We start from the raw sequence: 14608 nt of genomic DNA, 5'->3' as shown, positions 1-14608 counted from the left end.
TTCCTTCACGGATCCGGACGAGGTTGAAATCGTCACATTGGACGATGTGATCTATATGGGCACCAAAAACGATGCCGCGTTTCTGATTGACGATATTTTAAATCTGTACGAACATCAGAGCACTCAAAATCCCAATATGCCCCTGCGAGGCGTATTTTATATGGCCGATGAATACCGCAGGTATATTGACAAATACAGACTGAATGTCTACGGAAACAGCCTGATCCGCCTTCCGCTGCCACAGTATTATGTGTTCTATAACGGGCTTAAGGAGGAGCCGGACCGGACGGAGCTTAAGATCTCGGATGCCTATTCAAAGAAATACCCGGATTTAGTACCTTGCCTGGAGTTTAAAGCCACGATGCTCAATATCAACATAGGGCACAACCAGGAGCTGATGGAGCACTGTCAGAAGCTGAAGGAATATGCGCAGTTTGTGGACGAGGTGCGAAAGAGGCTGGATGAGGGCGCACGTCTGGAAGATGCGGCGGACGGCGCAGTGAACAGCTGTATTGAAAAGGGGATTCTCGCGGAATTTCTGATCGCACACAGAGCGGAGGTGAATGAAGTGGTCCTTACAGAATACGATGAACAGTTTCATATCGCCTGTGAGAAGGAAGAGAGCAGGCAGGAGGGCTTAAGGCAAGGTCTGGAACTGGGGAAGGAACAGGGTATCCAAGCATTAATAGTGACCTGCGCAGAGCTTGGTCTTTCAAGGCCGGATATTACCGAAAAAGTAAGCGTTAGGTTTTCACTGTCCAAAGAAGCATCTGAAAAGTATGTGGATACATGGATTCCGACTGAAAAATAAATCTGCGCGTACATAAATGCGGCCCCGATGCTGTGAATCGTTCACAGCATCGGGGCCGCATTCATTTTTCTTACCGTTTCAGAGCGTGTTTGAAACTTCATTTTCGTAAAGTGTGACGCATATCTTACGGAAGGCAGCTTCCAAACACATCCAGGAACCTGATATAATTAAGCTCTGTTGGAAAGAACTTCTTTCTCGTATCTCTTTACTTCTGCAAACCAGTCTTCCTTTGCGGGAACGCCGTTTAATTCGCAGAAATAATTCCATACATCGCCGTAAGGATACAGTTTTAATTCTTCCTGCATCATCATCAGCTCGCTCATCTGGCCGCTTTCCTGCAGCTCTCTAAGCTTTGCATTGGGGGATACCAGCGCATACAGCAGAGCTTTCTGCAGGCTGCGCATGCCGACTACCCATGCAGAGATGCGGTTAATGCCGGCGTCAAAGAAATCGGTAGCAAGCATCACCCTGTCAAGAGCATTGTTTCTTACCACTTCTTTGGCGATTTCCTTGGTCTCATCGTCAAACAGGACTACATGATCGCTGTCCCAGCGAACCGGCCTGGTTACATGCAGCGCCAGTTTATCGTAGAATAACAGCATGGAAGAAATCTTGTCGGAAACCACCTCGGTAGGATGATAATGTCCGTTATCCATCAGGCACAGAATATCATTCTTCGCTGCGTAATTCATATAAAACTCATGGGAACCTACGGTGTAGCTCTCCATACCGATGCCGAATACCTTGGATTCTACCGCTACCAGAACTTTTTCCTTATCGTAATCGATGGAAAGGATCTGGTCCAGAGAATCTTTCAGACGGGCTCTGGGGGCCATTCTGTCAGCCGGAACATCCTTTAATCCGTCCGGAATCCAGATATTTACCAGACAGGGCTGTCCCAGTTCGGTTGCAAAATACTCAGCGATGCGCAGGCAGGCCTTGCCATGGTTGATCCAGAACGTACGGATTTCTTCGTCAGGGCTGGACAGTGTGAAGGGCTCTGACTTCGGATGGGAGAAGTATGTAGGGTTGAAATCCAGTCCCAGACCTCTCTCTTTCGCAAATTCCACCCATTTCTTAAAGTGCTTCGGCTCTAAAGCGTCTCTGTCGGCCCATTCGCCGTCTTCAAATATAGCATAGCTGGCATGCAGGTTGATTTTGTGCTTTCCGGGGATCAGCTTTAACGCTTCATCGATATCCGCCATCAGTTCTTCCGGTGTTCTTGCCTTGCCCGGATAGTTGCCGGTTGCCTGAATACCGCCGGATAACGCACCCTTCTGGTCAAATCCGCCAACATCATCGCCCTGCCAGCAGTGCATGGAAATGGGTACATTTTTCAGTGTTTCCAGAGCAGCGTCGGTATCAACGCCGATTGCCGCATAGCGGGCTTTTGCTTCTTCGTATCTTTCTTTGATTGTCATTTTTGACACCTCCATATTGTATTAAATCTATCAGCGGTCCGTTTAACGGACTCCTGTGTCCTCTAGTTATATTCCTTAATATTGAAGGAATGGTAAATCGTGTCCCTGGCCTCTTCCACAGATGCGAATACGTCGTCTTTTAACATCTGTGCCACCAGATTTCCGATGGCTGTCGCTTCCGTAGGGCCTGCGTGCACGCTCTTGCCGGTCGCTTTGGCCGTCAGGCGGTTTAAATAGTCCGCGTTGCAGCCGCCGCCCACGATATGTATCCTGGAGTATGTCCTGCCGGACAGCGCCTCCATCTCCTTAACCGTTTCGCCGTAGCTGTCGGCAAGGCTCTGATAGATCACCGTAGCCAGCTGACCGATAGTTTCAGGCACCTTCTGGCCGGTTCTGCGGCAGTAATCTTTGATCTCCTCGGTCATATTGTCGGGAGACAGGAAACAGTCGTCATTGACATCTACGCGGGAGGGGAAGTCATTCTCCTTCTCCGCCATCTCACAGAGCTGTGCAAAGGAATATGCATCGTTTAATTCATGGCGCACGGACTGAATCATCCAGAGGCCCATGATATTTTTCAGATAGCGGAAACGGTAGTCATAGCCGCCCTCATTGGTCAGATTTGCCTTCATGCTCGCCATGGAGCAGTCAGCTTCTTTTCTTTCCAGGCCCATCAGTGACCATGTGCCGGAGCTGATGTACATGAAATCGTCGTCATTGGCCGGTACGGACAGCACCGCCGATCCTGTATCATGTGTGGCCGGAAGCACTACCTGAAGCTGGAAACCAACCTCATTTGCGATTTCTTCTTTCAGGCTGCCGACCACAGTGCCCGGCATGGAAAGGGGTCTGAACATTTCTTTGTTATATCCCAGCATTTCAATCAGCTCATAATCCCAGTCTTTGGTCACAGGGTTTACCAGCTGTGCCGTGGTGGCGTTGGTGTATTCATTAACTTTATTGCCTGTCAGCAGATAGTGGAAATAATCAGGCACCATGATGAAGTCTTTGGCGGCCTTCATATATTCGGGATGATTCTCCTTCACCGCCATGAGCTGATAGATCGTGTTAAATATCTGTTTCTGAATTCCTGTTCTGGCATACAGATCCTCCGGGGAGATGATCTCATACACCTTTTCGTCCATCCCCGTGGTTCTTCTGTCGCGGTAACCCACGGTGTTTCCAAGAACCTGCTCATTTTCATCCAGCAGAACATAGTCCACACCCCAGGTGTCAATGCCCATGCTCACCGGTATCTTACCAAGCTCTTTACACTTCTTCATACCGTTTAGGATCTCCTGAAACAGGCGGTCCAGTTCCCAGCAGAGCTCGCCGTCCTTTTTTACCAGGCCGTTTTCAAAACGGTAAACCTCTTCCAATGTGATCCTGCCATCCTCTATGGAGCCAAGGATATGACGGCCGCTGGATGCGCCGATGTCCACTGCCAAATAGTACTGGCTCATTTTCATACCTCCATTCGTATGGGACAGCCCGAACCGGTCTGTCCGCGGTTGTCCATTTATTTGTATTATAATGGAATTGCAAATGAAAAATAAGGACGCTATTTGATTGAAATAGTGTCCTTATTTGCAGTCCATTAATCAACCGCGAATTGCTGCCCCAAATGCTATTTCCTCAGCAGCCATTTATCAAAAAACTCGATCACCCCTGCGCCGACCCACTGATGTCCGCCCGGATGTATAGAATGCTGCAGTCGGTCCTGCGCGCCGTACAGCCGGAAAGCGCTTCTGGCCGTTTCCACCTGCGGATAGACATTTAAAAGGCCGGAAGGGCCGTTTAAGCCGTCTTTCTCCCCGCTTTCGATAAACAGCGGGCGGGGAGCGATCATGGCACCCATATCTCCCATGTCCATGGTGCGCCACATATTGGGCACAAAATTGCAGGGGCAGTTGGCTGCCAGAACCACCAGGGACTCTTTCATTCCATAGAAATATCCGCTGGTCACGGCAGCGCTTATCCTCTCATCGACAGCCGCAAGCCACAGCGTCTGCTGCCCGCCGCCGGACATGCCGGCGCAGCCGATGCGGGTTTCATCAATATCCGGCTGTTCTGCCAGAAAATCCACCAGGCGCATCAGATCCCATACTGCCAGGCCGATGACGGACTGTCCGAAACCGATCGCCACCTGCAGAAGCTCTCTGTGGGAGTTGGAAGTCCACGCTTCAGGGGAATCCCCCTGCTGCCCTGCTTCCCTGCGTTCGCCGGATCCCCGTTCATCGGGGCAGGCCACCGTATAGCCGGCTCTTGCCAGGTCATGGGCGAAGCACCCCTTGTCAAACCACTGTCTCATCGCGGCTACGCCCGGATTATCAAAATCGCTCACGGTACCCTCTTTGCCGGAGCCGTGTCCGTGAGGAACGATCACAGCGGCCCCGTTGGGGCTGCCCGGCCTTAACAGATAAAACGGCATATAGATATCCGGTTCGGTCTGTATGGTCCAGTACTCTTTCACAAACCCGTCCATAGGCACTTCGGAGTGCTTCACAGGCCGCAGATCCGCTGCCTCACACTGATCAATTCCGGAAATCTCCTTCAAACGGGCGGCTGCCTCTTTCCGCCACGCCTCATGAGCCGCCTGATCTACAGGATGAAACGCATACTGCCTCTCGGTGCGCTCATATTTTCTGGCCATCGCTTCCAAGCTTGTATAATACATGATTTATCCTCCTCTGTCACCAACCGCAGGTTGATGACCTACGCACACTTCAGTGTGCTTCTGCTTTTTACTTTCTTAGTCGAGCAGACTGACCTTAACAGGCCCAAGCAGCCCTGAAGGCTCCACCGGCATCGTCATGGAGAGAGGATCCCTCTGATTGTGCACCAGGGTATTGACCACCCGCACCTTCAGCACATTGCCCTTTTCTTTCAGCACCGTCCCGCCTGTTACACAGTACGGAGGCGCTATACGCACACCCAGATCCTCTCCGTTGAGCCAGACTTCCATGGTCTCATAGACTTCTCCGAAATCCAACTTCACTTTCTGCACCTCTGCATTCAGACCTTCGGGCAGATCAAATACGGTCTCGTATTCCATCACGCCGGAGAATTCCGGCTTTCTATCCGGGGCGGTCATATCCTCCAGTTTCTCCAGGCGCAGCGTCTCGTCGCTTCTGTCCTTCCGATAGTCCTTAAGCGTCACAGTCCAGGGGCTCTGGGGCTCAAATGCAGCCTTCTCTTCCCAGCCTTCTGCTGCAGGAACGCATCCTTCGTCAACATCACCCACATAGAGTATGTACGCTTCGTACGGGCTTAAGCGCAGCTTCAAGCGGTTATCCTCATGCTCCGCCACATACAGACAGTTGTCAAATGCGTCATAGCGGCAGCAGTTCCTGCCGGACAAGGGCAGCCAGACTTCCGTCTCCACCGCGCGGTTCGCGGACTCATTAAAGAAGAGATAGAACTCCCCGTCCTGCTGCCGGTAATGGTAATAGCGAAGATCGGGCGCTTTCGGCGCGCACATGAGCTCGGCGGCTCCGGTCTTTCTAAGATACGGCGCGAGGATCTCCTTAGAGAGCACAATGGAGCCCGCGCAGTCGAAGGTTTCTCCTGTTTCCAGCACCTTTGGCGATTTTTCAAGGAATATGATCTCCAGTCCCTTCGCCGATGCATCCGTACACCAGTCCAGCAGATATTGAGGGAGATATTCACAGTACGGAAAGATCAGCGCGTTTAACGGCTCTCTGCCGGCGATCAGCCTGCCGTTCTCACACCGGCACTCCTTCAGCACATCCTCCGGCAGCACTTCATAGTCGATCTGCTCCCTCGATAAAATCATGCCCGCCTCTTCAAACGGCTCGTACTCACCTGCCCACTCCGCGCAGGCATTGTAAAACAGTCCCACACAGGGCACATGGATGCCGCCGTTTATCAGATGGCTCACCCGGTTCATATACTGCATCAGATATCTGAAATACGGATACTGCGGGTTATTTCCCCTGGCATAAAAATGGGGCGGGCAGTCCGGATCGGGAAAATCTTTCATCGTAAATGCGTGTGGAACAAAATGATTGACGCCGCGCACCAGCATGTGATCGGTCAGCCATTTCATCAATTTTAAGCCTTCGGACCAGCCGTAGGCTCCGTACATCTCGCACATCGTCCTGCCGTGTTTTTTCTCATCCAGATGGCCAAGGCTTGCGCCCATCTTTGCCAGACCGAACTGGAAGAAACGGCCGTCATAAAGTCCCTTCCCGCCGATGTGGTGGAACTTTCTGTCCTCATATCCGGGACGGATCTGCTGGAGCACCACGTCGATGCCGGACATATCCTGTCCCCACAGGGCCCTGAAAAAGTGTCCGGTTCCCAGCCCCATCATGGCGTGACAGCCGTTATCCTCGATCACATGGCCGATGTATTCCACCCCGCGGTCACGGCACCACTGTCCGATCTGTCCGCAGAAATTCACGTCATACAGACGAGTCACCTCATCCATAAACTCCACCCTGGCCCTCGGCGAGATTCCGTCCATCTTACAGAAAAGAGCCGTCAGATTCTCCCCGTAAGCCGGGCCCCATAATTCTTTCAGCCGGCTTTCCAGCTCTTCGCACCAGGGAAGAGGTGCATCCGAATGTCCGATCAGGTGATGTGCCACCACATTGCCGATCTCCGGCTCATCCGAGAAAAATCCCGCAAACCGCCTGCCAAACTGTTCCTTATAATGGGCATAATGAGGCTCATAAACCGTATCGATAAAAAAGCGCACCGCATCTCTGTCAATGATATTGATATAGCCGGGGCGCACCTTGGCCTTCCTGGTCGTCTTAAACACGGTCAGCCCCCAGTCTCCCTCCGGCACATCCCAATAAAGAATCCCATCCCGCACCAGGCCGGTCAGCTCCCTCACTTCAGAAAGCTTTTCCGGATCCTTAGGATCCCTGATTCCTGCAGTCACCGCTTCCAGCGTCTCTCCGGCTTCCACCTTAATTAAAAAGCTGCTGCGGGAGGCCGGTCCAAACGCGTCGATATGATAATAGTCCAGAAAAGTCTTAGCATAGGGTGAATTTTCCTCCACCTTTCCGTTGGCATACCCGCTGGGGAAATGGGCATCGTCCAACACCCATACGCGCATATCCAGCCGGTCGGCCTCATCCATGATCACATCCATATCCCGCCACCAGCTCTCGCCGACGAAATCCGGATGGGGTCTGGATTCCACACACACCGCGCGGATTTCGGATTCCCGGATTTTCCTCATGCCTTCTCTAAGCAGAGTCTCATCTTCCCCATGCTGCCAGAAAAAAGGAAGTATATAATTATCTCCCCCGCCCTCCAGCAATTCCTTCAGTCTTCTCTCCATACACTCGTTCTCCTTCACTCAAGTCCAAATAAAGCCCACCGCACCGCCCGTTAAATCAGGCAGCGCGGCTATACTCTAATATTACCCTTCTGCCAGGGCAACGTCCAGTGTTATTTTCTTTCCGCCGCTCCCACAGTCAACCCTTTACCGCCCCAATCGTCAGTCCCTTTGTAAAATACTTCTGTAAAAACGGATAGATCAGAAGGATCGGAAGCAGTGTCAGAAACAGCTGCGCGGCCTGCAGCGTCTTCACATTGGACAGCGCATTTTCGATGGCATCGCTGGCATTGGTCATATCGCTGTTGGATATGAGGTTCTGCAGATAGGTCTGCAGGGGATAGTGAACGGATTTATTGTTGTAGATCTTGCCGTCAAACCATGAGTTCCAATGGCTTAAAAAGCTAAACAGTGTAACAGTCGCGATCACCGGCTTGGAAAGCGGCAGGACGATGCGGATAAAGCGCTGGAAATAGCTGGCCCCGTCCACCATGGCCGCCTCCTCGATCGTATCGGGCAGCTGCTTCATAAAATTCATGCAGAGTATGATGTTGTAGATCGGAACCGCCCCTGGAAGCACCAGCGCCCAGATCGTATCAAACAGTCCCAGATCCTTTACCAGAATATAGTTCGGGATCAGCCCTCCGTCAAATACCATGACAAAGATCAGAATCCATACATAGTATCTTCTGGCTCTGAACTTCATCTCCGATTTTGACAGCGGATAAGCCATCAGCACGGTCAGCACCGTATTGATCAGCACACCCAGAATCACCCGTTCCACGGAAACGCCGAACGCGTTCCAAAACGCAGCCCTTTTAGCCACAACCTTATAGGATGCCAGCGTAAAGCCTACCGGCAGCAGATTTACCTCATTGGCGGCAACTGCCGCCTGATCGCTCAATGAAACTGAAAGTATATGTATCACGGGAAACAGGCAGACCGCGGAAAGCGCCAGCATGAGCAGGGTGTTTATCACCGTAAAAGCTCTATGCCCTATCCCTTTCGATTTTAATCCACTATTCATAATATGTGCTCCTCTTATTTCGAGATTAAAAGATCGTGTAATCGCTGTATTTGTTGGCCAGCGCATAACTGGATACGATCAGTATAAAACTGACCACCGATTTCAGCAGGCCCACCGCCGTACCCAGGCTGTAATTGGCCTCCACCAGGGAAATGCGGTACACAAAGGTATCGATAATATCCGCTGATTCGTACACCAGAGGATTATAGAGGTTAAATACCTGTTCGAATCCCGCGTTGAGCACATTACCCAGATTCAGGATCATCATCAGCATGATAATCGGGGCGATGCTGGGAATTGTTACATGAAGGATCTGTTTGAAACGGTTGGCACCGTCGATCCTGGCCGCTTCGAACAGCGATTCATCCACTCCGGTGATCGCCGCCAGATAGACGACCGTTCCGTATCCGAAATTCTTCCAGACATCGGTTCCCACCAAAAGCCCGACAAATTTGCTGTTGTCACCCAGGAAAAATACGGATGAGAGTCCCATGGCATTTAATGTCTTATTTACAATGCCCTCCAGCGAAAAGATATCGAGTATGATGCCCGCCAGGATTACCCAGGAAATGAAATAGGGCAGATATACGATGGTCTGCACGCTGCGCTTAAAGAAATTGGAGCGCACTTCATTTAAGAGAATTGCCACAATAATCGGTATGGGGAAATTGATAATAATCTTTAACACCGCTATCTTTAATGTGTTCCAGAGCACTCTGGCCGTATCCGGCAGATCAAACATATACTGGAAATTTTCCAGTCCGACCCAATCCGATCCAAAGATGCCTCTGGCAGGGTAAAAATCCTTAAAAGCGATGGTTATGCCGGCCAGAGGCGCATACTTAAATATCAGAACAAGTATAATGCCGGGCAGAATCATCAGATGCAGCTGCCAGTTGTTGCGCAGATCAGATGCAATACGGCTGCCCAGGGTTTTTTTCACCGGCATCAGGCCGGTTGTTGCTTTTTTCGTTGTTTTCATTTCGTGCACCACCTGTTTTGTGGTAACAGTTCAGACAAACAAGTGCATCTAAACCGTACCGTTTTATGATCATAAACGCTGCTAAGCGCGGTTTTCGGGTTGAAAGAGAATCCGCCCGCGGTCGTTTTCCATCCTCCGGCACAGGACGTGCGGAGGAATAAAAAACGGAGGGCTGCCGCAAAATAGACACCTACTTGCGCTATTTTGCAACAGACCCCCGCGACAGTTCCAGCTTATTCTGCTGCAGCCTTTATCTCTTCGGCAACTTTGCTTCCACCGATGCTGTTAAAGGTCTCAACAAATGTGTCAAAATAATCCACCGGCTGGTCGCCCATGATGATGGAGATATAATCTGTCAGTTTCTGCTTGTTCAGAAGGGACTGTGTCTTTACAGCAGTATCCGTAGGAGCTCCGGCATAATCGCTGTAACGGACATTGGAAAAGTCAATAGCGAGATAGCCTTCCAGGTATACCTTCTTCCATGCCCAAGACATCTCTTCCGGCAGTTCGGTGCTGATCACGTTCTGATAATCGGCGTCCTTGCCTTCCACATGCTCTTCCCCAGCTTCCACAGCCGCTGTAAACTTCTCGCCCCAGTTGATATTGCTCTGCATCTGAAATGGCATCAGGTTATTGGGTCCTGCGGTTCTGATCGCATCATCCAGTGCCAGCTCATTGAATTTAGTATAGAATTCCGTAGGCTCTTTTGCCAGATCAGGAGCTGCGAATCCGTCGCATACCTGGTTCATCATTTTTACTACTGCTTCCGGATGTTCAATGCCTTTCTTGGCATACATGTATCCGTATACGTTCAGGGCAACACCCGGTTTATACGATGCAACGCCTTCTGCAGGAGGCATCTTGACAGCAACCCAGTCAGCACCCTCCACATTCTTAACGCAGTCTTTCATAACGCCCAGCGGATTAAAGAAGTATCCGATATAGATACCGATCTTTCCTGCCGCGATCAGTTCCTCTTCCTTTGTAGTATCCTTAACTGCAAATTCCGGATCAATCGCTCCGGCCGCATACAGTTCAGCCAGCTTTGCAAGCGGCACTTTCGCCTTTTCATCCGTGCAGCCCGCCATGAAGGAGCCGTCGTCCTTCTTTACCCAGTACTCGTCCTTGCTATATACTTCATAAGCCGACATGATGTGATCCAGACCGTTTAAATCCTTGTCCAGATACAGGCCGTAAGTATCCTTCTGTCCGTTTCCGTCCGGATCGTCGGTAGCAAATTTCATCGCTATATCCAGAGCTTCATCCATGGTCTTCGGTTCTTCTAAGCCTAAAGCCGCCAGCCAGTCAGAACGCATCCACATAATCGGATAGCTGTCACCAAGGGTGTTAGCTACAGGAATTGCCATATATCTGCCGTCTCTCGTAACCGGTGCGAATAATGCGTTGTCACTCTGTCCGGTCACCGTTTTTAAGTTGTCGGTTGCCCAGTCATTATAAACATCGGTCATATCTTCAACCATATCATTCTTGATCAGTGTTGCCATCATCGTTGCATCCACAATACCGAAATCCGGGATTTCGTTGCTGCCAATAGCCAGCTGCATTTTCTCAGTCATGGAGCTGGATGGACAGAGAATGGAATTTTCCACTTTAATTCCCATGATGTCTTCCCACATCTGATACAGCGCGTTGTTCTGTGCGTCCATGCCTTCCGGATAAGCCGTAACCACTTCGGATTTATTAAAGGTCATGGTGATAGCCGGATCATAGGCTTTCATCTTGTCTTCTTCATTTTTAGGCTTCTCGACAGTGGTCGTGCTGCCGCCGGCGTCTTTTTCCTTTGTGCCGCATCCCGCCATCGACAACAGCATCACAAAACAAAGTAAAACTGCTACTACCGCTTTGATCTTTTTCATAGAACTTCCTCCATTTGTTTCGTTTCAGTGAACATTCACCATGGCCATGTATGTGTTCCTTACCGATAACAAAATTCTACCATAGCGGCTAAAAAGGGAAAATAGAAAGGTTTTTACTTTGTGGAACTATCTTGACTTATATGTTTGTACGGTATTCCTTTGGCGACATTTTCACCATACGGTTAAAAACCTTCGTAAAATAGCCAGGGGTCTCAAAACCCACTTTATGTGAGATCTCATAGATCCTGTCATCCGTTTCCCTAAGCAGGCGCTTGGATTCTTCGATTCTCACCTCAGTGATAAATGCGGACAGCTGCACCCCCAGCGTCTGGTGAAAGATCCTCGACAAGTATGACGGATTGATGCGGAATCTGGATGACAGGGCTCCAAGCGACAGATCCTCTCCCGGATTTTCCCGGATATAGCGCTCCACTCTCTGCACGATATAATTGCCGTTCTCCTCCTGCGTGTCCGGATTCTCATCCACCTGACAGAGAAACAGCGTTCCGTCAGCATTTTTGATCTCGCGGTGGGAAAGCACATGTTCCAGTACACTTTTTAAGTCCGGCAATGCAAAGGATTCTGTCAGGCATATGGACATAGACATGTCCAGCTGCTCATAAAAATAACTCTGCATCTCTTCCACTTCCTTTAACAGAGACACAGTGTCGATCTCTCGATTAGCCTCCGGCTGAAGCAGAAAAACGGAACAGTTTGTCTCATACTGAAATCCGGTAATCCACCCCATACCATAAACTACCTTCTGAAGTATATTCATCAGCCAAAGATGAGTTCTGTTCTCAATCTTCTCCCCTACTCTTCCGCCATAGCGGATCACCAGCATGCGTACCTTCAGATCCGCATTCAAAGGGATTTCCGCCCGGCTTAAGCTGTCCTGCCTGCAAAAAGATGCATCACCGGCCAGAAGATCATAAAAATAACTGTTCAGGCGCTCCAGGCCGGTGCAGTCCATTTCCCAGCGGTTCCCTCCGGCATGAAAGCGGTTAAACCATTCCGTATCCAGCCGGTCCACCAATCCCCTAAGCACGCTGATCAGCTGTTCGTCCATAATCGGCTTTAACAGATAGTCCACGCTTCCCAGCTTAATGGCCCTGCGGGCATATTCAAAGTCCTGATATCCGGTCAAAAAAATTACGCTGGTACCCGGCCATATCTTCCGCGTTTCTTCTACCATAGAAAGGCCGTCCATCTCCGGCATGCTGATATCCGATAAGATGATGTCAAAAGGAGTTTTCGAGAACAGCTCTAACGCAGACTTTGCGGAACCGGCGGTCTTCACCTCTTTAAATGGCAGATCCGAAGCCAGTATCACCTCAGACAGCCCTTCTAATATAATGGATTCATCATCCACAATTAATATGCTGTACATATCATATCCCCCGCATAATCGTTTATATCAAAAAACCGACCTGGAAACATCCGTCATCTGTGATCCGCAGCTGCAGCCCGCCGGACTGGGGATGGATCGCCTTTAGCCTCTGCTGGATATTCCATAGCCCGAAACTTTGGTTAGGGCAGACCGGATTATCCAATGTCATTTTGAGCCTTTCCATTTGTTCCGGCGTGATCGCACGGCAGTCATCCTCAACCAGAAAACCGAGCTGTTCTTCCTTTTTTACCACCGTGATCTGTATCCGGCAGGCTCTGCTGGTTTTCTCCACGCCGTGGCGGATGGAATTCTCGATGATCGGCTGCAGAAGCAGAGGCGGGATCATCTCCTGGTTGAGGCCCTCCTCCTGATCGATCTCATAAAAAAGCTTTTCCTCAAACCTCATCTGATTCAGCAGCAGATAGGTCTCTGTAAACTTCATCTCCTCCTGCAGAGATATGTAATCGTTGGACACATAGGTGAGAACCTTGAAATAATCCCCCAGATACAGGCAGAGCTGCGCCACTTTCTCTGAATCGCCGGATTTGGCCATGCGGTATCCCATATAAAAACTGTTGAACAGAAAATGCGGATTGATCTGGGCCTGCAGCTGCTTAAGCTTGGCCTGTTCTACCTGGAGCTGTTTCTCATACACTTCCTGAATCAGGTTCTCCACCTTGGCCGCCATGGAATTATACTGGCAGAATACATAGTTAAATTCCTGCGACTCATCCTCCGGGAGCTTATAATTGTAAACTTCCTGCTCCACCTTCTGCATGGCCGTGACCAGCTTATTCATGGGCCTGGAGAGCATGCGCCGCAGCAGCCAGGCGATCACAAGCGGCAGCAGCAACGCCATCACAGTCAAAAATATCCAGACCCGCTGGATGTAATAGACATCTCTATAAATATCATCCTTCTCTGAATAGAGTATGATGTCAAAATGATTGTTAGGTGTACGCACTCTTTCCAGCAGATACGTCCGGCCTTCGATCTCAGTCTCCTCCGGAAGCTCACTTTTCCCGCTCATGCGCTGAAAAATCTGTTTGCCCAGCTCACTTGCGCTGCCCTCTCCCAGCATCTCACCGCTCTCTGAATCCACCAGATAGAAATCATAGCTGTTATCGCTATATGAACGCAGTGTGTTTTTGATATGCCGGACGGAAACAGTGATACCGCACATAATTCCGTTTGCTCCCTGCAGGAGATAAACCATCTCATCCCTGTTGTTAAAGAAAGACTTTTTGCTTTCCAGATAGCTGTCGATCATCCTCTGATACGTATCATCCATCGAGATGATGCTGTAATTCGCCGTAAGAAGCTCCTCTGTGCCGGGCAGAAGTATGAAGATATCATCGATGTACATGCTGGTCTGACGGTAATCCTTCAGCTTGGAATAGGCATCGTAATAAGCCAGATAATCCTGATAATCAAAGGTGTCATCCCTTTGATTCACAAAGTTCTGTACATCTGCATCTCCGCACAGGGTATAGAGCAGACGTGTTACCCGGTCCAGATCATCATTGACAATAGCTGAGAAATAGGAGATATTTTCCTTTTGATTGCGGATCGTATTATCCAGCTGTTTCATGCTGATCACCCAGAGGCTTCCTATCACTACAACAGAAAACGGAAGCCACAGGGCAAATATCCACAGAAAGAGACGAAAGGTAACTGATTTGGGATTAAGCAGTGCGGTAAGTTTTTTCATGAAATTTTCCCCATACAAACAGCTCTATCCTTCGACAGAGCTGAAGCTATGACCGTATTGTGCCGCGGTTTACAC

10 protein-coding genes are annotated in these 14608 nt (G+C 49.9%); 1 reads left to right on the top strand and 9 read right to left on the bottom strand.

Annotation, left to right across the window (positions count from 1 at the left end):
* Positions 1 to 811 (top strand): hypothetical protein (locus tag DWZ56_RS19350; RefSeq protein WP_243095376.1); only part of this gene is annotated, 811 nt, incomplete at its 5' end.
* A 167-nt stretch (positions 812 to 978) separates the two neighbouring features.
* On the opposite strand, the gene DWZ56_RS19345 is transcribed toward DWZ56_RS19350, so the two are convergent.
* The 9 genes from DWZ56_RS19345 to DWZ56_RS19305 all read right to left on the bottom strand — a co-directional run bounded on the left by DWZ56_RS19345 (position 979) and on the right by DWZ56_RS19305 (position 14533).
* A complete protein-coding gene (locus DWZ56_RS19345) occupies positions 979 to 2232 on the bottom strand; it encodes an L-rhamnose isomerase (protein WP_118558248.1) in 1254 nt (417 codons plus the stop codon).
* A 62-nt stretch (positions 2233 to 2294) separates the two neighbouring features.
* Positions 2295 to 3695 carry a rhamnulokinase gene (gene rhaB / locus DWZ56_RS19340; protein WP_118558247.1) on the bottom strand — a complete coding sequence of 467 codons (1401 nt, stop codon included), beginning with the start codon at positions 3693 to 3695 and terminating at the stop codon, positions 2295 to 2297.
* A 164-nt stretch (positions 3696 to 3859) separates the two neighbouring features.
* Entirely contained in the window at positions 3860 to 4909 is a 1050-nt protein-coding gene (locus DWZ56_RS19335) for an alpha/beta hydrolase family protein (RefSeq protein WP_118558246.1), read from the bottom strand.
* Between the two features lie 75 nt (positions 4910 to 4984).
* Positions 4985 to 7549 (bottom strand): hypothetical protein, encoded by a 2565-nt coding sequence (locus DWZ56_RS19330; RefSeq protein ID WP_118558245.1) that lies wholly within the window; start codon positions 7547 to 7549, stop codon positions 4985 to 4987.
* Between the two features lie 136 nt (positions 7550 to 7685).
* Complete coding sequence (locus DWZ56_RS19325; protein ID WP_118558244.1) at positions 7686 to 8573, bottom strand: carbohydrate ABC transporter permease; 888 nt, start codon at positions 8571 to 8573, stop codon at positions 7686 to 7688.
* A gap of 25 nt (positions 8574 to 8598) precedes the next feature.
* Complete coding sequence (locus DWZ56_RS19320) at positions 8599 to 9555, bottom strand: ABC transporter permease (RefSeq protein WP_118558243.1); 957 nt, start codon at positions 9553 to 9555, stop codon at positions 8599 to 8601.
* Between the two features lie 233 nt (positions 9556 to 9788).
* Positions 9789 to 11432, bottom strand: a complete 1644-nt coding sequence (locus DWZ56_RS19315) for a hypothetical protein (RefSeq protein ID WP_118558242.1) — start codon at positions 11430 to 11432, stop codon at positions 9789 to 9791.
* A gap of 136 nt (positions 11433 to 11568) precedes the next feature.
* Entirely contained in the window at positions 11569 to 12822 is a 1254-nt protein-coding gene (locus DWZ56_RS19310; protein ID WP_118558241.1) for a response regulator transcription factor, read from the bottom strand.
* 22 nt (positions 12823 to 12844) lie between these two features.
* Entirely contained in the window at positions 12845 to 14533 is a 1689-nt protein-coding gene (locus DWZ56_RS19305; RefSeq protein ID WP_118558240.1) for a sensor histidine kinase, read from the bottom strand.
* Positions 14534 to 14608 lie beyond the last annotated feature (75 nt).

Origin of the sequence: Lachnotalea sp. AF33-28 (assembly GCF_003477885.1) — a bacterium.
Classification (GTDB): Bacteria; Bacillota; Clostridia; order Lachnospirales; family Lachnospiraceae; genus AF33-28.
Note: the sequence above shows the minus strand (reverse complement) of the source record. Positions and strands in the feature narration are given on the sequence as shown.